Origin of the sequence: Qipengyuania gaetbuli (assembly GCF_020524765.1) — a bacterium.
Classification (GTDB): domain Bacteria; phylum Pseudomonadota; class Alphaproteobacteria; order Sphingomonadales; family Sphingomonadaceae; genus Qipengyuania; species Qipengyuania gaetbuli_A.
Window position 1 is genome coordinate 1,255,411 of the sequence record NZ_JAIVLR010000001.1, and the last position, 24,455, is coordinate 1,279,865.

Consider the following 24,455-nt stretch of genomic DNA (forward strand, 5'->3'; position numbering starts at 1 on the left):
CATGGCCGTATTGCCTTTCCGACCAACGCCGTTCTTCGAGAACAAGAACCAGGCGTTCTGGAACCTCCAGCTGATGGGCTGGGGCGGGTCGGCGCTGCTGCGCGCGATGTCGGCTTTCGCCAACGGCCAGGAACTGCAGTTCTTCTTCGTGATCCTGATCGCGACGATCACCGGCTTTTCGATCAGCCTGATCCTGTCGGTCATCTACAACCATCTGATCAAGCAGAAGCCGCTGCTCACCTGGGGCGGAACGGCGGTAGTACTGACGGTGGCGGTTGGCCTTTACGCCTTCATCGACAGCTGGGTGCTCGACCTCACCCGCCCGACCAGCGAGACGGGTTTCGTCCGCCTGTTCATCGGCATCTACTTCTTCGACCTGACGCTGCTCGGCGCATGGTCGGCGCTCTATTACGCGATCAATTTCTTCCTCCAAGTGGAAGAACAGTCGGACCGGCTGGAACGGCTCGAAGCGCAGGCGACCAGCGCGCAGCTTGCCATGCTGCGCTACCAGCTGAACCCGCATTTCCTGTTCAACACGCTCAATTCGATCAGCACGCTGGTGCTGCTCAAGCAGACCGAGCCGGCCAATGCGATGCTGACCCGCCTGTCCTCCTTCCTGCGGCACACGCTGGTCACCCAGCCGGGCGGCAAGGTCACGGTGGCGCAGGAGGTGGAGACGCTGCAGCTCTATCTCAGCATCGAACGGATGCGTTTCGAGGACCGGCTGCGCACCGATTTCCGCGTCGAGGAACGGGCCGCCAAGGCACAGATCCCCTCCATGCTGCTGCAACCCCTGATCGAGAACGCGATCAAGTACGGCGTCAGCCCGCTCGAAGAAGGCGCGCAGATTTCGCTGCTCGCACAGATCGTCGGCCCGCGCCTGCGCATCACGGTCTCTGATACCGGTCCCGGCGTGGATGTGAGCGGCGTCGCGGACGATCTTCCGGCGGTGATGGCCACACATAAGCGGCGCGATTCGACCGGTGTCGGCCTCGCCAATATCCGCGACCGACTGGCGCAGGCCTATGGCGATGACCACCGTTTCGAAATCCGCTCGCCCGAAAGCGGCGGTTTCACCGTGCTGATCGAGATTCCGCACGAACTCGCCGACGAGGAGGAGCCGCTTGCCGCAGGACGGGCGACAGGCACGGCGAAACCAGCCACGGCCTTGTCCGTTAATCCTCCGGATGCCCCCCAGAAGGTAAGTACCAAGCCATGACCATTCGCACGATCCTCGTCGACGACGAGAAGCTCGCCATCCAAGGCCTCCAGCTGCGCCTCGAACCCTTCGACGACGTCGAGGTGATCGAGACCTGCCAGAACGGACGCGAGGCGATCCGCGCGATCAAGACGCTGAAGCCCGACCTCGTTTTCCTCGACATCCAGATGCCCGGCTTCGACGGCTTTTCCGTCGTGCAGGGCGTGATGGAAATCGAACCGCCGCTGTTCGTTTTCGTCACCGCGTTCCAGGAACACGCCATCCGCGCTTTCGAGGCCAATGCGGTCAACTATCTGATGAAGCCGGTCGACGAGGACAAGCTGGCCGACACGATCGAACGCGTGCGCCAGCGCCTCGCCGAAAAGAAGAGCAGCGACGAGGCCGACCGCCTGCGCGGCGTATTGTCCGAAGTCGCGCCCGAAGCGGTCGACGAGATCGACGCCGACGATTCCGAAGCGGCAGGCCGTTATGAAAAGCTCATCAACGTGAAGGACCGCGGCCAGATCTTCCGCGTCGAAGTCGACACGATCGAGCATATCGAGGCTGCCGGCGACTACATGTGCATCTACACCGGCGACAATTCGCTGATCCTGCGCGAGACGATGAAAGACCTCGAGCGCCGCCTCGACCCGCGCAAGTTCCAGCGCGTGCACCGCTCGACCATCGTCAATCTCGACCAGGTCCGTCAGGTCAAACCGCACACCAATGGCGAATGCTTCCTCGTGCTGGATAGCGGCGCGGAAGTGAAGGTGTCGCGCAGCTACCGCGACGTCGTGGCGCGCTTCGTTCACTAATGTTTTGCGAAGCCGCCTCCGCGGCTTCGTCCTCGGCGCAGTTCCTCCCTTCGGTCGGGCGCCTGCGGGCGCGCGGTCGCGCTTGCCGGGCCTCCATTGGCCCGGTTAAAGGCTCCACATGACCCATTTCGATTTGCCCGGCTTCGATCTCGACCGGTTCGTGCGCGAAACGCTGGCGGAAGACCTTGGCGAAGGGCTTCCCGGCGGCGGGAGGGACGTCACCAGCGAGAGCGTCATCCCGGCCGAAGCGCGCTTCTCGGGCGTGATGGATACGCGCGATGCAATCCGCGTCGCGGGGCTCACCGTGGCCGAGGCGTTCTTCCGCGCACTCGACCCTGAAATGACGGTCGAGATACTGGTCGAGGATGGGGCGAGCGTTCCTGCAGGGACCGACCTGATGCGGCTCGAGGGCAATGCCCGCGCCATGCTGACGGCAGAACGCAGCGCCCTCAACACGGTCCAGCACCTTTCGGGCATCGCCACCATGGTCGCGCAGTACGTGGCCGCAATGGACAATCCCGATTGCACCCTGCTCGACACGCGCAAGACCATTCCCGGCCTGCGCCACCTCGAAAAATACGCGGTCCGCATGGGCGGCGGGGCGAACCACCGCATGGGCCTGTGGGATGCCGCCATGATCAAGGACAACCACGTCCTTGTCGCAGGCTCTGTCGGAGAGGCGGTGCGCCGCGCCGTCGACGCAGGGGTGAAGGACATCATCTGCGAGGTCGATCGGATCGACCAGATCGAACCCGCGCTGGCCGCCGGTGCAACCCGCCTGCTGCTCGACAACATGGAGCCTGACACCCTGCGCGAAGCATTGGCGCTGGTGGCAGGCCGCGTCCCCACCGAAGCGAGCGGCGGGATCAATCTCGACACGATCAAGGCCAAGGCCGCAACCGGCGTAGACTACGTCTCGGTCGGCCGGCTGACGCAGAGCGCGCCTGCCGCTGATATCGGTCTGGACTTTACCCCGCTGTAAATTCAGGGCATCTCTCTCCCACCACGGGGAGGGACCACGATGAAACCTGCATCGATCAAGAAATTCGACATGCTCTATCTCGGCTCGATCGTCGTCGGGCTCATCGGCTTCGCGTTCAATTATGGCGACCTGGTCGAAACCACCAATGCCGAACTGGCCGCCGCCGGTGTCGAAGGCATGGGCGGAGGCATCATGATCGGCAGCCTCATCTTTGGCATCGTCATCAATCTGGCGCTGTGGTTCCTCATCTCGGGTCTGCGTATCGAGTTCGTGAAATGGATCCTGGTGCTCTTTGCCGCCTGGGCGATCTTCTCGCTTGCGACGACCTTCGGCCTGCTGTCGGGATTGAACCTCGTGTTCACGCTGGTCGGCAACCTGATGACGCTGGCTGCAATCTATTTCCTGTTCCAGCCCGACGCGAAGGCGTGGTTCGCCGAGAAGCGTGGCGGCAACTGACCGCGGGCTTTGCGTAGCGCTCGCCGCCGTCACGCTGGCGAGCGGCGGGGCCGCGCAGGCGCAGGCTTACCAGTGCCGTATCCCTGGAGAGGTCCGGATTCCCGCTGTGCAGGCGGATTCGGCCCCGCGCGACCTGCCCGTGACGGGCTATACGCTGGCGCTCAGCTGGAGCCCGGAATTCTGCCGCTTCCGAGAAGACGAACGGCGCCACGCGCGCCAGTGCTCGGGCAGGGACGGGCGGTTCGGCTTCACCGTGCACGGGCTGTGGCCCGATAGCGGCCGCAGCTGGCCGCAATGGTGTGCCGGTACGAAACCCACCGCTTCCGCTGTCCGGCAGAACCTCTGCATCAGCCCCGATGCCGCGCTCATGGCCCGCCAGTGGGCCAAGCACGGCAGCTGCATGACGAGGCGGCCCGAAACCTATTTCAAGGTCACGCGCATCCTCTATTCCGGCCTGCGCTGGCCCGATTTCGTGCGCATCAGCCGCGAGGATAACCTGACCGCAGGCACGATCCGCACCCGCTTCGCCGATGCGAACGAGGGTTGGCCGAAAGAGGCGGTGGGCGTCCATCTCGACCGCAAGGGTTGGTTGGAGGAACTGCGCCTTTGCTACGACAAGCGCTTCATGCCGAAGCCTTGCGACAAGGAGCGGTTCGGCGCCAAGGATGGCGAGCCGGCGAAGATCTGGCGGGGGCTATAGGCGGAGCGTCGATGCCGGATAAGGGCTGGCGAGCAGCCTAGCTTCCGCGTCCACGACCGGAAATATCAGGTAACCTCGCCCGGCGGCTGAAGAACCTGCATGGGCTTTCCCGCAATCGCTGTCCGGGCCTTGGCTGCCGCCCACAAGACCGGGTGCGGTTCTGCCGCGAACGCGCTCGGTGTCGTATCCATGAACCGGCGGAAGTCGCGAATGAAATGGGGCTGGTCGACATATTGGGAATCGAGTGTGTCGATCCACGAAAGAGAGGGGTCGAGCATGAATTGGCTGAGGCTCCGCAGGAAACGCTGGCGGCGCAACAGCAGGCTGGGGCTGAACCCGAAGGCCGATAATGACAGTCTTTCGAGCGCACGCACGCCAATGCCCGCCCGTGCGGCGAAGTCTTTTACCGACGCCACCTTGGGATCGAGCAGGGCGCAATGGACGTTGAATATCGCGTCTTCCCTGGTTCCCGGCTGAGCCAGCATCCTGAGCAGATATTTGTCAATTTGCGCGGTTACCTCGGAAAAATCCGGCGCGCCTCTCTCGCAAGAGAGCAGTGCTGCGAACTTGGCGAGAGGGCTGTCGCGGTCGAGGATCTCCCAGTGATCTGCGAAATCGCATGCGCGGATTCCCACGAATCTGGCCCAACCGAGCGGCAGGAGGCTGATCGTCCAATAGCGGCCCGGTTCAAGCGAAAAGCGTGTCGCGTGGCTGGTAGGCCCAATCGCGCAAATCGGATTGCAGGCCCTCAGGGGACCGATGCCGGTGCAGGCAGCCATATCTCCCCCAACCGTCATGCGAATGTTGGGCCATTCGGGATAGACCTGATCAAAGACCGTGGGCGTCTTCTTGTCCACAAGGGTCAAGGAATAGGTGGAGACGTAAGGGCGCAATCGCTCGGCGGGCAAAGCGTAGCGAACGGTGACGCCCTGATTTCCGCTGTTCGACCTATCGAAGATTGCGGGATTCCCTGTCTGCGGCCCTCTTGTTGTGAACGTTTACATGAGAGGAAGCCCTAGCGGCAATAGATGATTACCCGGCGATCCAGCTGGCGGGTTCGCGGTGCAATATCGAGCCCTAAATTGCCTTCATGCAGTCGATGAAGTGGTTCAACGCGGGCTCCAGGGCGGCGTTATCGTGAATTGCGGCACTGATCGCGAAGCGGAAATCGGCGGGAAGGGGAATGGCCGAGAGCTCTCCTCGAGCTACGAGGCCATCGGCGAGGCTCCCTGGAAGCACGCTCAACAGGTCGCTCTGTTTCACAAGCTCTATACAGGCTGTCTGGTTCGCAAGGCGGTACCGGGGCGCAGCTTCATTCTTCAGGAAAGTGCGCAACTTCGCCGGCAGGAAATCTTCGAACGTCCGGCTCACCGGCAGTGCCCAGTCATAATGAAGCAGAAGATCGCCTAGCGAGCTGTTTCGTAAATCAGAGGAAAATTCAGGGCGATAGACAATGAGATAAGGTTCATCGACCACCTTGGTCAGCCGCATCTGGTTCTTGTGAGGCATCACGGCGAAGCTGGTGTCATGATAAACAAGGATATCGGTCCGGCGCTGGAGCAGCTCGTCTGCTGCCAAATGCGCCTGCATCGTCGCAACGTTGATCCTGGCCTCAGGATACCGGCGCGCGAACTTCAGAATGGCAGGGTGGATGTATCCTTCGATCGCACCCGCCCCGCTCAAGATATTTATCTCGATTTGTTCCGTCGCAACGGACCTCCGCACGCTCGCCGCGAAGGCCAGGAGCTCGACTGCTTGCGGATAGAGTTTCTTGGCGGCTTCCGTGGGAATCACGCTGCGGGTGGTCCGGTTGAATAGCTGGGCCTCCCAGCCATCCTCCAGCGCCTTGATGCTCTTCGTTATCGCAGAATGCGTCAGCCTCAATTCCCTGGCTGCAGCCGAAAAGCTCGATAGCCGGTAAACGGCTTCAAAATGCCGCAGGAGACGCATCTCATCCATATGTTCGCGCAGGTAACAAGTGTAGGCATTTTATTCAATATTATTCCAGGGCCCCTCCGAGTATGGCCGCGTGGAAGGGTTTCCAACCGAGCCTTTCGGGTACGCACCCAGGTCGCCGGGCTACGGATCTCCTAGCCCGGCGACCTTACACCCGTCACAGCAGGGCAAGACTGCAGCACTTGGCCCGGCTCATCATTCCCTCTCAATGCTCTCCCGGCAAACAGCACGGGCAAGCAGCACACCCCGCCCGTCCTAATTCGTTGACATATCATGCTTTTTCCGTGTAGTGTTCTACATACATAGAACACCAAAGCAGGGTAATACGATGGCATATTGGCATGGTCTGATTACGGGCGCCGCACTGGTCGGCATGGCAATCTCGCTCGTCGCGGCAGCGCGCCCCGACACGATGAAGACGCTCGACGTCGAGCGGATCAACATTCGCGAGCCCGACGGGACATTGCGGATGGTCATTTCCGGCCGTGACCGTTTCCCCGGCGCGTTTCACAAAGGGCAGGAAATCGACCGTCCCGACCGCCGCTTTCCCGCCGGCATGCTGTTCCTCAACGACGAAGGGACCGAGAACGGCGGGTTGATCTGGGCGGGCAAGTCCGAAGGCGGCAAGACCAATGCCGGGGCCAGCCTGACCTTCGACCGCTATGAAAACGACCAGACGCTTCAACTGCTCCAGACCGACAATGGCGAGCGCGACATGGCCGCGGCCATCATCTCGGACCGCCCCGGCGAATCGATGTTCGAGAGCAAGGACGGCAAGGCAGCGGTGCGCGAAGGAAGTGCCGGCGGCGCGCCGCGCCTGTTCCTCGGCAAGTCGCGCGACCGCGCGTCGGTGCTGATGTTGCAGGACGGCTCGGGCGTGCCCCGCATGATGCTGCGCGTCGAAAAGGACGGGGCCAGCGCCATCGACTTCCTCGACGAAAAGGGCGCAGTCATCCGCTCGATCGGGCCCGACGCTTGATCCGCTATTTCGGGAGCGGCGCGCGGCGCGAGGCTTAGCGCCGCTGCCTGAAGAACCCGCGCAGCATTTCCGCCGCGCGTGCCTCGCCCATGCCGGAATAGACCTCAGGCTTGTGCAGGCATTGCTCCTGCTCGAACACCCGTGCGCCGTGTTCGACCGCGCCGCCTTTGGGGTCGCTGGCGGCGTAATAGAGCTTGGCGATGCGGGCATGGACGATGGCGCCGGCGCACATGGCGCATGGCTCCAGAGTTACCCAGAGCTCGCAATCCGTGAGCCGTTCGTCCCCCAGCACCTCTGCCGCGCGGCGGATCGCCAGGATTTCGGCATGGGCGGTCGGATCGTGCGTTTCGCGCGGGGCATTGTGTGCCTCGGCGATGATCGCCCCGCCGCGCGTCACGACCGCGCCGACCGGCACCTCGCCCACACCGGCAGAGGCCTCCGCCAGTTCGAGCGCGCGCTGCATGGGTTGCGGGAGGGTCCACGAGGTCATAATGCGGCCTCGCTAGCCCCCGGCTTCGCCTCGCGCAACGTGCTTGACGATTCGGCTACCCGCCGCTATGCGCGCCGCTTTCCGGGATTAATGAGCCCCCGCCCCGCTCACCGCGGCCAAGGGAACTCGCCCAGCCATTCGAACGAGAGACGTATCATGTCGCGCATTTGCGAACTCACCGGCAAGGGCCGCCAGGTCGGCCACAATGTGAGCCACGCCAACAACAAGACCAAGAAGGTCTTCCTGCCGAACCTGCAGAACGTCACGCTGATGAGCGAGAAGCTGGACCGCAGCTTCAAGTTCCGCGTTTCGACCCAGGGCCTGCGCTCGGTCGAGCACAACGGCGGTCTCGACAACTGGTTGCTCAAGACCAATGACGAGAAGCTGTCGGCGCGCGCACTCAAGGTGAAGCGCGAACTGAAGAAGGCTGCCGTCGAAGCCGCCTGAGGCTTCGCGCACTTCTCCTTTACGACTCAAGCAAGGGCGCGCGGGTTTACCTGCGCGCCTTTTGTCGTGTCCGGGTCCGATAATTCTCCCAGACGAGCTTGAGCAGCAGTGTCTGCTGGTAGCTATTGAAATTGTCGTCGGAGATCAGCCAGATGGCGAGGCTCTCGTCCGCCTCCTCCATCACCGCCAGCCCTTCGAAATTGTCGCTCGGCAGTGGCTCCTCAATGCGCGCCAGTTCCCGCATGGGCATCACACCGCCCTCCACGATACCGGAAGGATCGGCGACGGCCAGCATGGCCGGGAAACTCGGCGGGAAGCCCCAATCGACCCCGCGCAGGAGGAACAGCAAGCGTCCGTCGGGCAGGAGAGCCGCATCGGACGGCCGGTAGTCCTCAGGGGCTTCGACGAGGAAGCGCACAGGCGCTGCAGGGCCGCCCACCCCGCTAGGAAACAGCACGGCATCGTGCCGTCCCTTTGCAACGGCCGTTTCTGCGACGACCAGCAGCCTGCCATCGGGAAAGCGGACAAGCGATTCGGGGCCGGCATTGGCGGGCCAGTCGGCCATCTCGGGCGGGCTGAAACTTTGCACCGGTCGAAGCGGGCGGACGATCCGCACGACCGAGTTCGACCTTTCAAAGCCTGCCCAAAGCTCGTTGGTGACCGGATCCCGCGAAAGCGATTCGAGATCGACATCGCGCTTTTCCTGCGGGCGCGCCCACGAAATTGCACCGAGACGCGGTTCCTCCATCCCCAGGTCGGGGCGTTTAAGGACCATGACGCGTGCAGCATCGCTGCCGACGAGCAGGCTGTCGTCGATCCAGTCGACCATTGCCGACCATCCGCCGAACAGGTCGTTATCGCTTTCCAGCAGCCAGCCGGCCTCCAGTTGCAGTTCCCCGACCGCCTGCGGCTGCAACGCGAGGGGGCTTATGGTGACTGGCGAGGTGAAGTCGTGCGGCGGGACCGCCGAGCGCACGAAAGTGCCCGGCGCAAGGCAGATCGCCACGGTGGCGGCAAGAAGCAGGCGGACAGGACGCAAGGCGGGTCAGGACATTGGCGGCAGGAACAGCAGCGGGTCGAGCCGGGCATCGCGCCACTTGAGGCTCCAGTGCAAATGCGGACCCGTTGCGCGGCCCGATGCACCGATGCGGCCGAGCGGCTGGCCCTGCTCGACCTTGTCGCCTTCCTTCACGAACAGTTCGGATGAATGGAGGAAGGCGCTGTTCAGCCCCTGGCCGTGATCGATGATCAGCAGATTGCCTTCGAGGCTGAAGCCGCGCACCGCCAGCACCACCGTCCCGGCAGCAGGCGCGACATAGGTCGTGCCATCGCCGCCCGCGATATCGAGGCCGGAATGATAGCTGCCGGGCTGGCCTTGGTAGATCCGCTGCGACCCGAAGCGCCCAGAAATGCGGCCCTTTGCCGGCCAGATGAATTCCTGTCGCCAGCCCTCGCTTTGCGTATCCTTCTCGCGCGCTGCCCAGATCGCTTCAAGTTCTGGCCTGCGACGCTCCATGAAGGCTTCGGACGAACTGCGGGGCCGAAGCGGCACGTTGACGCGCTCGATGTTCCAGTCGCGGGGCTTTACCGAGAGATCGCGCGCGACGACCTGCCCGTCCTGCCTCGTTGCGCTGAGGCGGAGCGATCCGTCCTGGTCGCGGTCGAAGGCGGCGAAGAAATTGCCGCTCTCGTCGAAGGCAAGCGGGGTCGAACCCAGTGCCGCAGCCACCGTGCCTGCGGGCAGGCGGCCGCGGATCCAGCCGCCCTGCTCCAGCTCGCCGCGAATGGCGAAATCGGCGGCCACGGGCTGCGCGAGCGGCGCCGCACCGGAGGGCTGCGCGGGCGCAGGTTCGGCCTGCGCGGCAGGGGCTATTGCAAGGAGAGTGAGAAGCGGTGCGACCCTTGCGAGGTTCACGGCTTCAGCCGCTCGGTCGCCAGCTGCGGCGTTGCGTAGGCTTCCTGGTATTCGACCGACCAGTAGCGCAGTTCCTCCAACGCGATCGGCACGCCCGATGCCGCGCAGAAGACGTGCTGACCCGCGCGCAGGACGCGGAAACCGTTGGGGCCGTACTGCAGCTTTGCCTCGCCCGAAGACGGGCCGGAATTCTTGTTCATCAACATGGACGCCATCCTAGCATTTCGCGCTTAACCGAACAAATCATCCTGTTCAGGCGTCGTTCCCTTGGCGCGGGGCTTGGGCGCAGGCTTGCGCGGCGGCGGCGAAGGAGCACTCTCGCCCGGCACGACGGCGAGGTCGCCGTCCCGGAACTTTAGCGTGAGCGCGGCTTCGGCTGCCGCTGCATCGCGGCTCGTCACGGTCTGTCCGCCTGCACCCGTCACGCGGACATAACCGCGTTCGAGCGGGCGGTCGGGGTGCAATTGCTCGGCCAAGCGCGCGATTGCGGCAAGCTTTTCGCGCCGCTCGGCCAGCGGGCGCTCGACCAGCGAGGGCACGAGCCGGATGTTGCCGAGCGCCTTGCGGCCATCGCGCAGGTTACGCTCCAGCATAGCCGGTGAAAGGCGCAGCTGTGCCAGCCGCTCGCGCCCGCGCGCCGCCCGGTCGGTGAGGCCGCGCCGCAACCGTTCGGTCATCTCGTCGAGCGCCAGCGCGCTCGGTTGCAGGATCGCCTCGGGCCCCGGCAGCCGCTGCACGCGCGCTTCCAGCCGTTCGCGCCCCAGCTGCACCGGTCGCAGGATCGCCCGCTGGTTGCGCGCTGCGAAATCGCGCAAGGTCGCGGCCAGTTCCGCGCGCACCGGCACGGCAATCTCTGCCGCCGCAGTCGGCGTCGGCGCGCGCCGGTCGGCCGCGAAATCGGCCAGCGTGGTATCGGTTTCGTGCCCGACCGCGCTGATCGTGGGGATCGAGCAATCCGCAATCGCGCGGACCACGACTTCCTCGTTGAAGCTCCACAAATCTTCGATCGAGCCGCCGCCGCGCGCCACGATGACGAGGTCGGGGCGGTCGGGATGGCCCTCTGGCATTCCGGAAAAGCCGCGCACCGCGCCCGCAACCTGTTCGGCCGCGCCCTGCCCCTGCACCAGCACCGGCCACACGATCACCCGGCTGGGGAAACGGTCGGCCAAGCGGTGGAGGATGTCGCGAATCACCGCGCCGGTGGGCGAAGTGACCACGCCGATCGTGCGCGGCAGGAAGGGGAGCGGACGCTTGCGTGCCTCGTCGAACAGCCCTTCTGCCGCCAGCCGCGCCTTGGATTTCTCGAGCAGGGCCAGCAGCGCGCCTTCGCCTGCCAGTTCCATCCGCTCGATCACGATCTGGTACTTGGAGCGCCCGGGATAGGTCGTCAGCTTGCCGCTGGCGACGACCTCCAGCCCGTCTTCGGGGCGGAAGGGCAGCCGGTCGACCTGACCGCGCCACATCACCCCGTCGAGCACCGCCTTCTCGTCCTTGAGCGCGCAGTAGAGATGCCCGCTGGCCGCACGCTTCACGCCCGACAGTTCGCCGCGCAGGCGCACGAAGCCGAAGCGGTCCTCCACCGTGCGCTTCAGCAGGTTGGAGATTTCGCTGATGGAGAGCGGGGCGGCATTGTCGCCTGCGCGCCCCTTCGCTACCAAGCCTTCATCTTCGGAATCTGACGGGAAATCGGCGGGCATGAATATCCTTTTGCTGGGCAGCGGCGGCCGCGAACATGCGCTTGCGTGGAAACTGGCGCAATCGCCGGCCTGCGACAAGCTGTGGGCGAGCCCGGGCAATCCCGGAATGGCCGAATGTGCCGAGTGTATCGACCTCGATGCTACCGACCATGCAGCACTGGAACGCTTCTGCCGCGACAATGGCATCGGGCTGGTCGTGATCGGCCCGGAAGCGCCGCTGGTGGACGGCCTTGCCGACAGCCTGCGCGCCGCCGGCATCCCCGCATTCGGCCCGTCGAAGGCCGCCGCACAGCTCGAAGGGTCGAAGGCCTTCACCAAGGAGCTGTGCGAGCGGGCCAATATCCCCACTGCACGTTTCGTGCGCTGCACCTCGCTCGAAGCGGCCTGGGGCGCGCTCAAGAAATTCGACGCGCCCTTCGTGCTCAAGGCCGACGGGCTTGCAGCAGGCAAGGGCGTGGTCATCGCTGAAACGCGCGAGGACGCGCAGAACGCGCTGTCCGACATGTTCGAAGGCAAGTTCGGCAGCGCGGGCAGCGAAGTCGTGATCGAGCAGTTCCTCACCGGCGAGGAGGCGAGCTTCTTCGCGCTCACCGATGGCGAGACGATCGTCCCCTTCGGCAGCGCCCAGGACCACAAGCGCGTGGGTGAAGGGGATACCGGCCCCAATACCGGCGGCATGGGCGCCTATTCGCCCGCCCCCGTCCTCACCCAGGCGCTGCAGGACCAGGTGATGCGCGAAATCGTCGGGCCGACCGTGCAGACCATGCGCGAGGAAGGGCATCCCTATTCGGGTGTGCTCTACGCCGGCCTCATGCTGACGAAGGACGGGCCGCAGCTGATCGAATACAACGTCCGGTTCGGCGATCCGGAATGCCAGGTGCTGATGATGAGGCTGGAAAGCGACCTCGTCGAAATCATGCTCGCCTGCGCCGAAGGCCGGCTGGGCGAGATCGCGACGCCGAAGCTGTCGGACGATTTCGCCCTCACCGTGGTCATGGCCGCAGAAGGCTATCCCGACACGCCGAAAAAGGGCGGGGCGATCCTTATTGGCGAGGCGGAAGCAGGCGGGGCCAAGGTCTTCCACGCAGGTACGAAGCTGGACAGCGGCCAACTGGTCGCCAACGGCGGGCGCGTGCTCAACGTGACGGCCCGCGGCGCCAGCGCGACCGAGGCGCAGCGCAACGCCTATGCCGCAGTCGACGCGGTCGATTTCCCGGAAGGCTTCTGCCGCCGCGACATCGGCCAGCGCGAGGTCAGGCGCGAACGCGGCTAGCCGTTCGGTTCGACGATATTGTTGAGCAGCACTTGCTGCACCACGCCGCGCAGGAAGGTGCAGCCGGGGCCCACGGGCGAATTCACCAGCAGCGCCATCTCCATGTTGTCGGGCATGAGCAGCAGCAAGCTCTGCTCCTGGCGCTGTCCGGCGGGGCAGTCGGCCTGTTCGCTCCAGATGCCGTTCTTGTGATAGACCGAACCCCAGTTGGTCGCCCAGCGCCCGTCGAGCCCGTAGCGGCTCGAAATGGCCGATGCCGCCTTGGCCTTGGACACGATCTTGTCGGTGTACCGGAAAGTCCCCGCGACATCGAGGATCTCGTCTACCGAGAGATGCCAGCCGCCCGAACCGGCACGCCATGACAGGTCACCCGTGTTCCAGCCGCTGCCACCATTGAAGGCATAGGCGAGGGCGATGTCGGCATTCTTGCCGAAGCCCGCATTGGTCACGCCTGCCGGGGCGAAGACGTTTTTCTCGACATAATCGTCGTAGGCCGCGATCGTGGTCGCATTCCAGATGGCATCGTTCATGCCGGTGTTGCCGAGATTGAGATTGCGACCGACATAGCCGCCAAGCGTTGCGATCAGGATGCGCTGCAAGCCGAAATTCGTGTTCTCGTAGGTGAAACTGGTCGGCAGGTTCGGCGTAACGCCCGCCGCGATCATCTGACGCATGGTCCCGAAATCGGTGGAGCCCGAGTTCGCCAGCCCCGAGGAATGCGTCATCAGCATCTCGAAAGTGATGTCGTCGGCATTCGGTCCGAGATTCCAGTAGGCTGGCAGCCACTGCGCGATCGGCGTGGCCGGATCGATGTTCCGGCGGTCGAGCAGGTCGAACATCGCCACGGCCGTGATAAATTTCGACACGCTGGCGATATTCATGCGCCGGTCGGGATTCCATCCGCGCTGGCCGTCGCTCGGACGCCGGGCCCAATTCCACTGGAGAGTGTAGATGGTTTGCCCATTGCGCCGCATGCGCATGGTGTAGCCCTGCACGCTGCCGCTGAGAGCCTGGTGCAGGTCCTCGCCGAAGCCGTTCACGTCGAGCGTGGGACGGGGCGGGGCGGCGAGCTGGGTTCCGCCAGCGGGCGCAGGGCGGGCCGTCCCGGGCTTGATCGTCGCGCGCGCCGGGGGCACGATGCTTTCGGGCGAAGGTTCCACCCGCGAAGTCGCGGCCATGCGCGCTAGAGTGGCGAGCTGCGCCTTTCCGACCGCATCTCCGGCGTTCTCACGCGCTTCGCGCCGTTCCCTGCTCGCTGCATCGGCAGGGGCCCGTTCGACCCGTGCCGCGACCTCCAAGACCTGGTCCACCGAAATTCCCTTGAGCTCGGCTGCCAGCTTCGACCGGGCCGCGCCATCGCGCAACTGGACCTGAAGACTCGGAGGATCGACCTGGGTCATCGTTGCCGCGCGTGCTGGTTGTGCACGCTGGGGCGCGCGTTCCTGCGCGGTTACCGAACTTGCCACCAGGCTGCCCAGGCAAGTCGCCAGAGCGAGGCCTCGGACTGACGCGGTTCGAAGCATACTTCCCTCCTCCACTTTCGCGGACCCGGCGCAAGACTACACCAATCGGGCTCGGATGGCGATTAAGGGCGCCGGGATGGTGAAATGGAGATGTTTTTCCTTGTCAGGGAAGGAAGAGCAGAGGCACAATCCGAGCATGACACGAACCGGATCGCCGCTGCGCTTCGCCCTTCCCGCCATCGCCCTTGCCGGGCTCGCCGCCTGCCAAACGGCCTACGGGGAGGAGGAAACCGCGATCGCCATGCCGACCGATGTCGCGCACGACAATCCGCTGGCCTTTGCACAAGGTGCGTGCGGCGGATGCCATGCGGTGGAAAAGCCGTGGCTGTCGCCCAATCCGGCCTCGCCCACCTTTGCCGATATCGCCAACCGGGAAGGCGTGACCGAGGATACGCTGCAGGCCTATCTCACCGATGCGCACAATTACCCGATGGTGATGGATTTCGACCTCGACCCCGAGCAGGCCAAGGAACTGGCGCACTACATCCTGACCTTGCGCGACCCGGAATACCGCAAGCCGGTATCCTGAGCGCCGGTCAGCCGAGTTTTTCGGCAACCAGCGCCTTCAGGTCCTTTTCGCTGCGTGCACCGATGTGGCTGATGATCTCGGCTGCGCAGATGGCGCCCATGCGCAGGCACCGCTTGAGGCTTTCGCCGCGCGCATGACCCGTCAGGAAGCCGGCAGCGAAGAGATCGCCCGCACCGGTCGTGTCGACCACCTTGTCGATCGGCTCCGCCTCGATATCGACGCGCTCGCCATAGGCGATGCCGACCGCGCCCCTGGCGCTGCGCGTGGCGACGAGGACGGGCACCTTGCCCGCAATCTTGGCGAGACCGGCTTCGAAGTCGGCTTCGCCGGTTAGCGTCGCAAGCTCGTGCTCGTTGACGAAGAGGATGTCGATCAGCCCCTCGTCGATCATCTGGCGGAAATCGTCGCCGTGGCGGTCGATCACGAAGCTTTCCGACGCGGTGAAGGCGACCTTGCGGCCAGCGGCGCGGGCGACTTCCATGGCCCGGCGCATGGCGCTGCGCGGCTCTTCCGGATCCCAGAGATAGCCTTCGAGATAGAGAATGCCGGCGCTGGCGATCAACTCGTCGTCAAGCGCGGCGGGCGGCAGGAACTGGCTGGCGCCGAGGAAGGTGTTCATCGTGCGCTCGCCATCGGGCGTCACGAAGATGAGGCAGCGCGCGGTCGGCGGGTCGCCGGCGCGGGGCGCGGTGTCGAAATCAATGCCGACGGCGCGGATGTCATGGCTGAAGATCTCGCCCAGCTGGTCGGCCGCCACCTGGCCAATGAAGGCGCACTGTGCGCCCAGCGAGGACATGCCGGCCAGCGTATTGGCCGCGGAACCGCCCGAAATCTCGGTCGCGCGGCCCATGGCGTCGTAGAGTTCCTTCGCCCGCTCGGTGTCGACCAGGGTCATCCCGCCCTTGGCAAGGCCCAGCTCCTCGATCAGATCGTCTGCACAGGGTGCCATCACATCGACAATGGCATTGCCGATGGCGAGGACGTCGTAACGGGGCTGGGACATGGGTACTCCGGGAAGGTCTGGTAACGAGTTGTCGGGCGCGGTTAGCGGTTCGTCGGGCCTAGGCCAAGGGCAACATTGACTTGCCGCGGCGGCGCGCGCATTCCCCGCCCCCTGTCATGGTTTCGCTACCCCGCGCCCTTGCCCTGTCGCTGAGCCAGTTGGGCGATCCCGCCATTGTGGAAGTGCTCGTCAAAAGCGTGCTCGTCACGCTGGCGATCTTTGCCGTGCTCGGCATCGGTCTGTGGGCTGCTCTCGATTCGGCGATCGAGACCTGGCTCGCCGCCAACATGCCCGAAGATTACAGCGATACTCTCGCCGCCGTCGCTGCGCTGACCATCGGCCTTGTCGCCGGCTGGCTGCTGTTCCGCATCGTGGCGCTGTTCGTCCTCCAGTTCTACGCCGACGAGATCGTGCGAGCGGTGGAGGCGCGGCACTATCCGCACGCCGCCAAGGTCGCCGGCCTGCCGTTCCGCGAGGAACTGGGCAACAGCCTGCGCTCAGCCTTTCGCGCGGTGCTGGTGAACCTCGTCGCCCTGCCCTTTGCTATCGCGCTGCTCGTAACCGGCATCGGCACCGCAGTCCTGTTCTGGGCGGTCAACGGCTGGCTGCTGGGCCGCGAATTGCAGGACATGGTCTGGCTGCGCCACCGCAGCGACAAGGCGGAAATCGCCCCGATGAGCGCGGGCCGGCGCTTCCTTCTCGGCGGGACTGTCGCGGGCATCATGCTGGTGCCGTTCGCCAACCTGATCGCCCCCGTGCTCGGCGCGGCGAGCGCAACCCACATGGTCCACCGCGCAAGAGGCGCCCATGCGTAACATCGCCCTCGTCGTGATTGCCTCCGCGGCCCTGTCAGCCTGCGTGAGTTCCTCGCCGCCGACCTACTGGCCGCCTCAGCAGCAGCGCCCGGCAGCCACGACCCCGCCGCCGCAGACGCAAGTTCGCCCGGCGCCCTCGACCGGTGGATTCAAGGCGCCGCAGGTGATGAACCTGCCCGGCCTCGAAGGCGTGATCGGCAAGAACGCGACGGCGCTTGCCAACCTGTTCGGCCCGCCGCGCCTCTCGGTGCGCGAAGGCGATGCCTACAAGCTGCAGTTCACCGGCGAGGCCTGCGTGCTCGACGTCTATCTCTACCCGCTCGCCCCCGGAGCGGAGCCGAGCGCGACCTATGTCGCCGCGCGCCGTGCCAGCGATGCGCTGGACGTGGACCGGGCCGCCTGCGTGCGCGCCCTGCGTCGCTAACCTGGTCTTAAGCAAACCGTCCTAGGTTCTCCCGCGCCTGTAATTGTGGGGTAGGACGAGCATGAGCGTGCATTTTTCGGATCTGGCCAAGCGTGTCTCGGCCAATGGCGAGGTTTCGGCGGAGGAAGTCCTTTCGCTGCGACGCGAAGCATGGCCGGACGGGCGCATCTGCCAGAACGAAGCCGAAGCGATCTTCGCGATCAATGCGCAGCTTGGCGAGCGCGGCCCCGAATGGACCGATTTCTTCGTCGAGGCTCTGGGCGAATACGTGGTCAACCAGCGCGCGCCGCGCGGCTATGTCGACCAGGAAAATGCCGACTGGCTGGTGAGCCAGATCGATGCCGACGGGCACCTGTGCTCGATGGCTGAACTGGAACTGCTGCTGCGCGTCTTCGAACGCGCGCACAATGTCCCCGTCTCGCTCAAGGATTTCGCGATCGCCAAGGTCGAACACGCCGTGCTGCACGGCACCGGCCCGACCCGCTGCGGCGGCGAGCTGGAAGCAGGCAACGTCAATGCAACCGAGGCCGCCCTGCTGCGCCGCGCAATCTTCGCGCCTGCCAGCGAACGGCCTGCAGCCGTCGGCCGCAAGGAAGCCGAAATGCTCTTCCGCCTGAAGGACGCGACGCTGGACGGCGACAATGCGCCAGAATGGAAGCAGCTGTTCGTGCAGGGCGTGGCGAATTACCTGCAGGGCCATGCCCATGCCAATGCGCAGATCAGCCGCGAGCGTGCGGAGGAACTGCAGGCCTTCATGCACGACACCTCGCACGGCGTCGGCTCGTTCCTGGGCCGGATGGCGAAGGCTTCGCCCAATGCGTTCGGCAAGGTGTTCGGCCGCAAGGCGAGCGGCGTCTCCTCCGCAGAAGCCGCCGCCGATGCGCACGCTGTGACGGATGGCGAGAAGGAATGGCTCGACGCGCAGATCGCCGCCGACGGACGGGTAGACGAATTCGAGGAAGCGCTGCTCGCCTTCCTCGCGGAAGGCTAGGTCAGTCGAAAACCAGCGGGGCTTCGGCGCCGCCCTGCTTGGGCAGCGGGCCCTTGGGAGGAATAGCGGGAACGGAAATACCCGATTCGGGCGGTTTTCTGCGCCAGCGCTTTGCGATGCGCTCCATGAGCCGGCGTTCCGGCCCGTGCAGGGAGGCAATAAGCCTGGCTATTTCACGCTCTTCCATGCCTGCCTTTATACCATGAAGCTCTCGCCGCAGCCACAAGCGCCCTTGGCGTTGGGATTTTCGAACACGAAACCGGCGGAGAAATCGTCCTCCACCCAGTCCATCGTGCTGCCGACGAGGTAGAGCACGCTCGCCCCGTCGATGTAGAAGACACCGCCGGGCGTTTCGATCTTCTCGTCGAACTTGGCTTCCTCGGTCACGTAGTCGACCGAATAGGCAAGGCCCGAACACCCGCGGCGCGGGGTCGACAGCTTCACGCCTATGGCCCCTTCGGGTGCCTTCGACATGAGCTCGGCGATGCGCGCTTGCGCACGCTCGGTCAGGATGACGGCCGCCTTGGGCGCGGGACGGGTAGCCTGATCGCCCATCACAGCATCCCCAGTTCGAGACGCGCCTCGTCGGTCATCTTGTCCGGTCCCCACGGCGGGTCCCAGACGAGGTTGACCTCGGCATCGCGCACGCCCGGCACGCTGGCGGCGCGCAGTTCGACTTCGCCCGGCATGGTTTCGGCCACGGGGCAGTGCGGCGTGGTCAGCGTCATGGTGACGACCACGTCGGCCTCGTCGGACACCTCGACGCCGTAGATCAGGCCGAGGTCGTAGATGTTCACCGGGATTTCCGGGTCGTAGATTTCCTTCAGCGCGTCGATGACCGCCTCGTAAAGCGCGCCGCCGGGCGATCCGGCAGGCACGTTCTCCGGCTTCTTCTGCAGGAAGCCTTCGAGATAGTCGCGCTTGCGCTCCAGCTTGGCGCCGGCCGTCTCGTCGGGATCGACCGCGTCGGACACGCGCGCACGCGGCGGCTTGCCGACTACCGTGTCGGCAGGCGAGGGAGCGGCAATGAAATCATTCTCGTCAGAGGGCTTGTTCATCCGAAGATCCTCCGGGTCCTTTCGATGCCGCGCATCAGGGCGGCGATGTCGTTTTCGTCACTGTAGAGGCCGAAGCTGGCGCGGGCCGTGGCCGGGACGCCCAGATGCTCCATCAGCGGCTGCGCGCAGTGGTGGCCTGCGCGGATCGCCACGTTTTCCTCGTCCAATATGGTGCCGAGATCGTGCGGATGCACCCCTTCGAGCGCGAAGCTGACGATGCCGGCGCTTTCCTCCGGCCCGAACAGCGTTACGGCATTGGTGCGGCGCAGTTCCTCGCGCAGCTGCGCGGCCAGCGCTGCCTCGTGCGCGAACAGCGCGTCGGGCCCGATCGCATCGACGTAATCGATGGCTGCGTGGAGCGCGACGGCCTCGGTAATCATCGGCGTGCCCGCTTCGAACCGCTGCGGGGGCGGGGCATAGGTCGTACCCTCGAAGCTCACCTTCTCGATCATCGCGCCGCCGCCCTGGTAGGGGGGCATGGCATCGAGAATGTCCTCGCGCGCCCAGAGCACGCCGATACCGGTCGGCCCGTAGAGCTTGTGGCCGGAGAAGGCGTAGAAGTCGCAATCGAGCGCGGCCATGTCGAGCGTCATGCGCGGCGCGGCCTGGCACCCGTCGAGCAGGATCTTCGCGCCGACCGAATGGGCAAGGTCTGCCGCCGCGCGCGCGTCGAGCACGCTGCCGAGCACGTTGGAGACATGGGCCAGCGACACCAGCCTCGTGCGCGGGGTCAGCATGGCCTCGAGCGCGCCGAGGTCGATCCGGTGATCCTCGGTCAGCGGGCACACGTCGATGACCGCACCGGTGCGTTCGGCGACCATTTGCCAGGGCACGATGTTCGAATGGTGTTCAAGCGTGGACAACACGATGCGGTCGCCTGCCGTCAGGCGCGTCATGCCCCAGCTCGATGCGACGAGGTTGATCGCCTCGGTCGCGCCGCGCACGAAGACGATCTCGTTTTCGGAAGCAGCGCCGATGAACTGCGCAACGCGCCTGCGGGCGGCCTCGTAGGCCAGCGTCATCTGCGCGCTGCGGCCATAGACGCCGCGGTGCACGGTTGCGTAATCGCGACCCAGCGCGCGGCTCATCGCGTCGATCACCGCCTGCGGTTTCTGCGCCGTCGCCGCCGTGTCGAGATAATGCCACGGCGCGCCGTCGCCGGTCAGCAGGCCGGGAAAATCCGTCTTGCGGGAAAGGGTCGCCACCTCGCTCACAGGTGCTTGTCCAGCTTGTCCAGCGCGACCTGCAGCAGGCGCTCATGCTCGCCCTCGTCGTCCAGCGCCACCAGCGCATCGCCGATGAAGGCCTGCACCAGCAGGCGGCGCGAGAGTTCGGGCGAAAGGCCGCGCGCAGCCATATAGAAGCGCGCGTTCTCGTCCATCTGACCGACGCTGGCACCGTGGGCGCACTTCACGTCGTCGGCAAAGATTTCCAGCTGCGGCACGGCATTCACGCTCGCGCCCTTCTCCAGGAGCAGACCCTTGAAGCTTTGCGCGGCGTCGGTCTTCTGCGCGTGGCGCACGACCTCGATATTGCCGAGAAAATTGCCCGTGCCCTGACCCCAGTGGACGCTGCGCACCACCTGGTTGCTGGTGGCGTGCGGCTGCGCATGCACCACGCGGGTGACGAATTCGCGCACCGTGTCGCGCCCGCCGACGGTGATCCCGCCCATTTCGAAATGCGCGCCTTCGGCCAGCGTCACTTCGACTTCCACGCGGCCGAGATGCGCGCTGGCGATCACGCCGAACAGTTCATACCGCGCCCCCTTGCCGATCGAGACGCGCAGGCGCGTCAGGCGCGTGCCGTCGGCATTGCCGTTCTCGTCCTCGATCACCAGCGTTTCGCGAACGGTCTCGCCCGGCGCGACATCGACCGCGCGCCAGTTGCCAAGGTCGACACCTGCGAGCGCATCCGTATCGGAATAGCGCCAGGCCTCGTCCCTGCGGGTAGGTAGGATTGCGGCCTCGCTCATGCCGGCTCTGCCATCACCGCGTCATAGCCTTCGTTCTCGAGGCGCAGAGCAAGCTCGGGCCCGCCGGTCTTCACGATGCGGCCCTTGCTGAGGATCGACACGCGGTCCGGTTTCACCACGTCGAGCAGGCGCTGGTAGTGGGTGATCAGCAGCACCGCCTTGTCGGGCGCGCGCATGATGGCGTTGATGCCCTCGCCCACCACGCGCAGCGCGTCGATGTCGAGGCCGCTGTCGGTTTCGTCGAGGACGGCGAATGCGGGATCGAGAATGCCCATCTGGACCATCTCGGCACGCTTCTTCTCGCCGCCCGAAAAGCCGACGTTCACATTGCGCTTGAGCATGTCCATGTCGAGGCCGAGCAGGCCGGCCTTGTCCTTGGCAAGCCTGAGGAATTCGCCGCCCGAAAGGGCTTCCTCGCCGCGTGCCTTGCGCTGCGCATTCAGCGCCTCGCGCAGGAACTGGACGTTCGACACGCCGGGGATCTCGACCGGATACTGGAAGCCAAGGAAGAGGCCCGCAGCCGCACGCTCGTGCGGTTCGAGACCCAGCAAATCCTGCCCGCGAAACGTAACGCTGCCGCCGGTTACTTCATAGCCGGGGCGTCCGCCCAGAACGTAGGACAGGGTCGACTTGCCCGCGCCGTTGGGGCCCATGATCGCATGGACCTCGCCGGCCGCCACTTTGAGGCTCAGGCCGTTGAGGATGGTCTTGCCGTCGATCTCGGCAGTGAGGTTTTCAATCTTGAGCATTGTCTTTCCTGCTGTGACGCGGACGCGGGGTGCTGCTGCGCTGGTGTTCGCGCCGCGCAGCCTGCTTGTCGGCAATGCGGCTGCGCATGCCGAGCGTGATGCGCTGGAGCACCTCGTCCATGTTTTCGAGAATGTCTTTCGCGGCGATGCGCATCACGCGGATGCCGACCGCCTCGAGGCTCTTGTCGCGGCGTTTGGCCAGCGTTTCGTCCTGCCCCTCTTCGTCGATCATGATCGCCATGCCGAGGTTGTGGCAGTTGAAATCGACGATCGCGCTGCCAACCACGGCGTGGCGCTTGAAGGTGTAGCGGCCCATGTCGGCCTTGGCGAAACGCTCTGCCAGCGCCTTGTGCGCCTCCGAGGAATGGCGGCGCATCTCGCGCGCCTGTTCGTGCAGCGCATCGAGGCGCTTTTCCGAAATCTCCCACCCGCGGCCCTTTTTCTTGAGGGCCGGAGCGGCATCGTCGGTCTCCGCGGGATCGCGAAGCTGGAGGGTCTTGCGGTCGGTCATCCAACGCTTCCTTCAAGCGAGATCGCCAGCAGCTTCTGCGCTTCCACGGCGAATTCCATCGGCAGTTCCTTGAGCACGTCCTTGGCGAAGCCGTTGACGATCAGCGCCACCGCCTCTTCCTCGTCCAGCCCGCGCTGCATGGCGTAGAACAGCTGGTCGTCGGAAATCTTGCTGGTGGTCGCCTCGTGCTCGATCTGCGCGCTCGGGTTCTTCACCTCGATGTAGGGCACGGTGTGCGCGCCGCACTGGTCGCCCAGCAGCAGGCTGTCGCACTGGGTGAAATTGCGCACGCCGTCGGCATTGGCCGCCACCGCGACCCGGCCACGATAGGTGTTGTTCGACTTGCCCGCCGAAATGCCCTTGGAGATGATGGTTGAACGACTTCCACGGCCGTTGTGGATCATCTTCGTGCCGGTATCGGCCTGCTGGTAATTGTTCGTCACCGCGACCGAGTAGAATTCGCCCACGCTGTCTTCGCCATTGAGCACACAGCTGGGATATTTCCATGTCACCGCGCTGCCGGTCTCGACCTGCGTCCAGCTGATCTTGGACCGCGCGCCTTGGCACAGGCCACGCTTGGTGACGAAATTGTAGATCCCGCCCTTGCCGTTCTCGTCGCCCGGATACCAGTTCTGGACGGTCGAGTACTTGATCTCCGCATCTTCCAGCGCGACCAGTTCGACCACGGCTGCGTGGAGCTGGTTTTCATCGCGCATCGGCGCGGTGCAGCCTTCCAGGTAGCTGACGTAGCTGCCCTTTTCGGCGATGATCAGCGTGCGTTCGAACTGGCCGGTGTTCTCTGCATTGATGCGGAAATAGGTCGACAGTTCCATCGGGCAGCGAACGCCCTCGGGAATGTAGACGAAGGTGCCGTCCGAAAAGACCGCGCAATTGAGCGTCGCGAAGAAGTTGTCCTTCTGCGGCACCACCTTGCCGAGCCACTTCTTCACCAGCTCCGGATATTCGCGGATCGCCTCGCTGATCGAGAGGAAGATGACGCCCGCCTTCTTCAGCTCCTCGCGGAAGGTGGTGGCGACCGACACGCTGTCGAACACGGCATCGACCGCGACCTTGCGCGCGCCTTCGACCCCGGCGAGCACTTCCTGCTCCGCCACGGGAATGCCGAGCTTGTCGTAGACCGCCTTGATCTCGGGATCGAGCTCGTCAAGGCTGGCGAGCTTTTCCTTCTTCTTGGGCGCGGCGTAGTAATAGGCGTCCTGGTAATCGATCGCCGGATATCCGAGCTTGGCCCAGTCGGGCTCTTCCATGGTCTGCCATAGGCGGAAGGCCTTGAGGCGCCATTCGAGCATCCATTCCGGCTCGTTCTTCTTGGCCGAAATGAAGCGCACCGTGTCTTCGGTGAGGCCCTTTTCGGCGAATTCGGTCTCGATGTCCGCCGACCAGCCGTGTTCGTACTCGGCCGCCTTGGCAGCAGCTTCCCTCGCCTCGCGGTCCTGGATGTCTACGTCTTCGCTCACGCGATTTCCTTTTCCTGCGCCAGCTGAACCAGGCTGATATTCGCCAGGGCGCCGCGCAAAGCTTCGTTCACCAACGGCCAGTGGGGCCGCACGCGGCATTCGTGATCGACCGAGCAATCTGTTCCTTCGACACAGGCCGTCAGCGCGATCGGGCCCTCGACCGCCTCGACGATATCTGCGAGGCTGATCGCGGCTGCCGGACGGGCCAGCTGCAGTCCACCGCCGGCCCCGCGCACCGAGCGCAGCAGGCCTGCGCCGACCAGCTTGCTGACCAGCTTCTGCACCGTCGGGGCAGGCAGGCCGGTTTCAGCCGCAAGGTCGGACGCACTGACCCTGCCCCCGCCGCAATGGCGGGCTGCCTGGCTCATCGTGACGACAGCGTAATCTGCAAGGTTCGAAAGGCGCATGGTCTAAATCGGACGAATCCGCTCCGATTAGCCACGTATGAGCGCAAACCCGCGGTTTCAACGGATTTCCGCTTGTTGCGAGTCGTT

30 protein-coding genes are annotated in these 24,455 nt (G+C 64.9%); 12 read left to right on the forward strand and 18 right to left on the reverse strand.

What is annotated here, in order from left to right:
* The first annotated feature begins 1 nt into the window (after position 1).
* The 5 genes from LC083_RS06325 to LC083_RS06345 all read left to right on the forward strand — a co-directional run bounded on the left by LC083_RS06325 (position 2) and on the right by LC083_RS06345 (position 4,151).
* Positions 2 to 1,219 carry a sensor histidine kinase gene (locus LC083_RS06325; RefSeq protein WP_226699653.1) on the forward strand — a complete coding sequence of 406 codons (1,218 nt, stop codon included), beginning with the start codon at positions 2 to 4 and terminating at the stop codon, positions 1,217 to 1,219.
* Positions 1,216 to 2,013: a LytR/AlgR family response regulator transcription factor gene (locus LC083_RS06330; protein WP_160608543.1), complete on the forward strand. Its 798-nt coding sequence runs from the start codon at positions 1,216 to 1,218 to the stop codon at positions 2,011 to 2,013. The genes LC083_RS06325 and LC083_RS06330 overlap by 4 nt, the downstream gene beginning before the upstream one ends.
* 118 nt (positions 2,014 to 2,131) lie before the next feature.
* Complete coding sequence (gene nadC, locus LC083_RS06335; RefSeq protein WP_226699654.1) at positions 2,132 to 2,995, forward strand: carboxylating nicotinate-nucleotide diphosphorylase; 864 nt, start codon at positions 2,132 to 2,134, stop codon at positions 2,993 to 2,995.
* Between the two features lie 39 nt (positions 2,996 to 3,034).
* Positions 3,035 to 3,451, forward strand: coding sequence for a hypothetical protein (locus LC083_RS06340; RefSeq protein WP_226699655.1), 417 nt, complete (start codon positions 3,035 to 3,037; stop codon positions 3,449 to 3,451).
* Positions 3,438 to 4,151 (forward strand): ribonuclease T2 family protein, encoded by a 714-nt coding sequence (locus LC083_RS06345; protein ID WP_226699656.1) that lies wholly within the window; start codon positions 3,438 to 3,440, stop codon positions 4,149 to 4,151. Before LC083_RS06340 ends, LC083_RS06345 begins: the two co-directional genes overlap by 14 nt.
* A 65-nt stretch (positions 4,152 to 4,216) precedes the next feature.
* On the opposite strand, the gene LC083_RS14050 is transcribed toward LC083_RS06345, so the two are convergent.
* A complete protein-coding gene (locus LC083_RS14050; RefSeq protein WP_226699657.1) occupies positions 4,217 to 5,008 on the reverse strand; it encodes a helix-turn-helix domain-containing protein in 792 nt (263 codons plus the stop codon).
* Between the two features lie 220 nt (positions 5,009 to 5,228).
* On the reverse strand, positions 5,229 to 6,110 hold the full coding sequence (locus tag LC083_RS06355; RefSeq protein WP_226699658.1) for a LysR family transcriptional regulator: 882 nt from the start codon (positions 6,108 to 6,110) through the stop codon (positions 5,229 to 5,231).
* 325 nt (positions 6,111 to 6,435) lie between these two features.
* On the opposite strand from LC083_RS06355, the gene LC083_RS06360 reads away from it, so the two are divergent.
* The gene (locus LC083_RS06360; RefSeq protein ID WP_226699659.1) at positions 6,436 to 7,086 is read left to right on the forward strand and encodes a hypothetical protein; all 651 of its coding nucleotides are present in this window, start codon (positions 6,436 to 6,438) and stop codon (positions 7,084 to 7,086) included.
* A gap of 34 nt (positions 7,087 to 7,120) precedes the next feature.
* Here LC083_RS06360 and LC083_RS06365 read toward each other — a convergent pair whose 3' ends face one another.
* Positions 7,121 to 7,576, reverse strand: coding sequence for a nucleoside deaminase (locus LC083_RS06365; protein WP_226699660.1), 456 nt, complete (start codon positions 7,574 to 7,576; stop codon positions 7,121 to 7,123).
* A 156-nt stretch (positions 7,577 to 7,732) separates the two neighbouring features.
* Between LC083_RS06365 and rpmB the strand changes: the two genes are divergently transcribed.
* A complete protein-coding gene (gene rpmB / locus LC083_RS06370) occupies positions 7,733 to 8,023 on the forward strand; it encodes a 50S ribosomal protein L28 (protein ID WP_160608551.1) in 291 nt (96 codons plus the stop codon).
* 46 nt (positions 8,024 to 8,069) lie between these two features.
* Here rpmB and LC083_RS06375 read toward each other — a convergent pair whose 3' ends face one another.
* The 4 genes from LC083_RS06375 to xseA are packed head-to-tail and all read right to left on the reverse strand — an operon-like array spanning position 8,070 to position 11,635.
* Complete coding sequence (locus tag LC083_RS06375) at positions 8,070 to 9,062, reverse strand: esterase-like activity of phytase family protein (protein WP_226699661.1); 993 nt, start codon at positions 9,060 to 9,062, stop codon at positions 8,070 to 8,072.
* A gap of 6 nt (positions 9,063 to 9,068) precedes the next feature.
* Positions 9,069 to 9,938 carry a M23 family metallopeptidase gene (locus LC083_RS06380; protein WP_226699662.1) on the reverse strand — a complete coding sequence of 290 codons (870 nt, stop codon included), beginning with the start codon at positions 9,936 to 9,938 and terminating at the stop codon, positions 9,069 to 9,071.
* Positions 9,935 to 10,144, reverse strand: a complete 210-nt coding sequence (locus LC083_RS06385) for a DUF2093 domain-containing protein (RefSeq protein ID WP_160608554.1) — start codon at positions 10,142 to 10,144, stop codon at positions 9,935 to 9,937. The genes LC083_RS06380 and LC083_RS06385 overlap by 4 nt, the downstream gene beginning before the upstream one ends.
* 24 nt (positions 10,145 to 10,168) lie before the next feature.
* Positions 10,169 to 11,635 (reverse strand): exodeoxyribonuclease VII large subunit, encoded by a 1,467-nt coding sequence (xseA, locus tag LC083_RS06390; protein ID WP_226699663.1) that lies wholly within the window; start codon positions 11,633 to 11,635, stop codon positions 10,169 to 10,171.
* Here xseA and purD point away from each other — a divergent pair.
* Positions 11,634 to 12,908, forward strand: coding sequence for a phosphoribosylamine--glycine ligase (gene purD, locus LC083_RS06395; protein ID WP_226699664.1), 1,275 nt, complete (start codon positions 11,634 to 11,636; stop codon positions 12,906 to 12,908). The genes xseA and purD overlap by 2 nt on opposite strands.
* Here purD and LC083_RS06400 read toward each other — a convergent pair.
* The gene (locus LC083_RS06400) at positions 12,905 to 14,308 is read right to left on the reverse strand and encodes a serine hydrolase domain-containing protein (RefSeq protein WP_226699665.1); all 1,404 of its coding nucleotides are present in this window, start codon (positions 14,306 to 14,308) and stop codon (positions 12,905 to 12,907) included. The genes purD and LC083_RS06400 overlap by 4 nt on opposite strands.
* Before the next feature lie 259 nt (positions 14,309 to 14,567).
* On the opposite strand from LC083_RS06400, the gene LC083_RS06405 reads away from it, so the two are divergent.
* Entirely contained in the window at positions 14,568 to 14,960 is a 393-nt protein-coding gene (locus tag LC083_RS06405; RefSeq protein ID WP_160608557.1) for a cytochrome c, read from the forward strand.
* Positions 14,961 to 14,967: 7 nt separating this feature from the next.
* On the opposite strand, the gene LC083_RS06410 is transcribed toward LC083_RS06405, so the two are convergent.
* A complete protein-coding gene (locus LC083_RS06410) occupies positions 14,968 to 15,963 on the reverse strand; it encodes an adenosine kinase (RefSeq protein ID WP_226699666.1) in 996 nt (331 codons plus the stop codon).
* Positions 15,964 to 16,079: 116 nt separating this feature from the next.
* Here LC083_RS06410 and LC083_RS06415 point away from each other — a divergent pair, with 116 nt between their 5' ends.
* From LC083_RS06415 to LC083_RS06425, 3 genes are all read left to right on the forward strand, one after another.
* A complete protein-coding gene (locus LC083_RS06415; protein WP_226699667.1) occupies positions 16,080 to 16,778 on the forward strand; it encodes an EI24 domain-containing protein in 699 nt (232 codons plus the stop codon).
* Complete coding sequence (locus LC083_RS06420; RefSeq protein WP_226699668.1) at positions 16,771 to 17,202, forward strand: hypothetical protein; 432 nt, start codon at positions 16,771 to 16,773, stop codon at positions 17,200 to 17,202. Before LC083_RS06415 ends, LC083_RS06420 begins: the two co-directional genes overlap by 8 nt.
* Before the next feature lie 61 nt (positions 17,203 to 17,263).
* On the forward strand, positions 17,264 to 18,193 hold the full coding sequence (locus LC083_RS06425) for a hypothetical protein (protein WP_226699669.1): 930 nt from the start codon (positions 17,264 to 17,266) through the stop codon (positions 18,191 to 18,193).
* A gap of 1 nt (position 18,194) precedes the next feature.
* Here LC083_RS06425 and LC083_RS06430 read toward each other — a convergent pair whose 3' ends face one another.
* The 9 genes from LC083_RS06430 to LC083_RS06470 are packed head-to-tail and all read right to left on the reverse strand — an operon-like array spanning position 18,195 to position 24,368.
* Positions 18,195 to 18,380, reverse strand: a complete 186-nt coding sequence (locus LC083_RS06430; protein ID WP_160608562.1) for a hypothetical protein — start codon at positions 18,378 to 18,380, stop codon at positions 18,195 to 18,197.
* An 8-nt stretch (positions 18,381 to 18,388) separates the two neighbouring features.
* Complete coding sequence (locus LC083_RS06435) at positions 18,389 to 18,748, reverse strand: HesB/IscA family protein (protein WP_226699670.1); 360 nt, start codon at positions 18,746 to 18,748, stop codon at positions 18,389 to 18,391.
* Entirely contained in the window at positions 18,748 to 19,251 is a 504-nt protein-coding gene (locus LC083_RS06440; RefSeq protein ID WP_222554740.1) for an SUF system Fe-S cluster assembly protein, read from the reverse strand. Before LC083_RS06440 ends, LC083_RS06435 begins: the two co-directional genes overlap by 1 nt.
* Entirely contained in the window at positions 19,248 to 20,465 is a 1,218-nt protein-coding gene (locus tag LC083_RS06445) for an aminotransferase class V-fold PLP-dependent enzyme (protein WP_226699671.1), read from the reverse strand. The genes LC083_RS06440 and LC083_RS06445 overlap by 4 nt, the downstream gene beginning before the upstream one ends.
* Positions 20,462 to 21,223, reverse strand: a complete 762-nt coding sequence (locus LC083_RS06450) for a SufD family Fe-S cluster assembly protein (RefSeq protein ID WP_226699672.1) — start codon at positions 21,221 to 21,223, stop codon at positions 20,462 to 20,464. Before LC083_RS06450 ends, LC083_RS06445 begins: the two co-directional genes overlap by 4 nt.
* Entirely contained in the window at positions 21,220 to 21,972 is a 753-nt protein-coding gene (gene sufC / locus LC083_RS06455; protein WP_226699673.1) for a Fe-S cluster assembly ATPase SufC, read from the reverse strand. Before sufC ends, LC083_RS06450 begins: the two co-directional genes overlap by 4 nt.
* A complete protein-coding gene (locus LC083_RS06460) occupies positions 21,959 to 22,483 on the reverse strand; it encodes an endonuclease domain-containing protein (RefSeq protein ID WP_226699674.1) in 525 nt (174 codons plus the stop codon). The genes sufC and LC083_RS06460 overlap by 14 nt, the downstream gene beginning before the upstream one ends.
* Entirely contained in the window at positions 22,480 to 23,961 is a 1,482-nt protein-coding gene (gene sufB / locus LC083_RS06465; RefSeq protein WP_160608569.1) for a Fe-S cluster assembly protein SufB, read from the reverse strand. Before sufB ends, LC083_RS06460 begins: the two co-directional genes overlap by 4 nt.
* Positions 23,958 to 24,368, reverse strand: coding sequence for an SUF system Fe-S cluster assembly regulator (locus LC083_RS06470; RefSeq protein WP_226699675.1), 411 nt, complete (start codon positions 24,366 to 24,368; stop codon positions 23,958 to 23,960). Before LC083_RS06470 ends, sufB begins: the two co-directional genes overlap by 4 nt.
* Positions 24,369 to 24,455 lie beyond the last annotated feature (87 nt).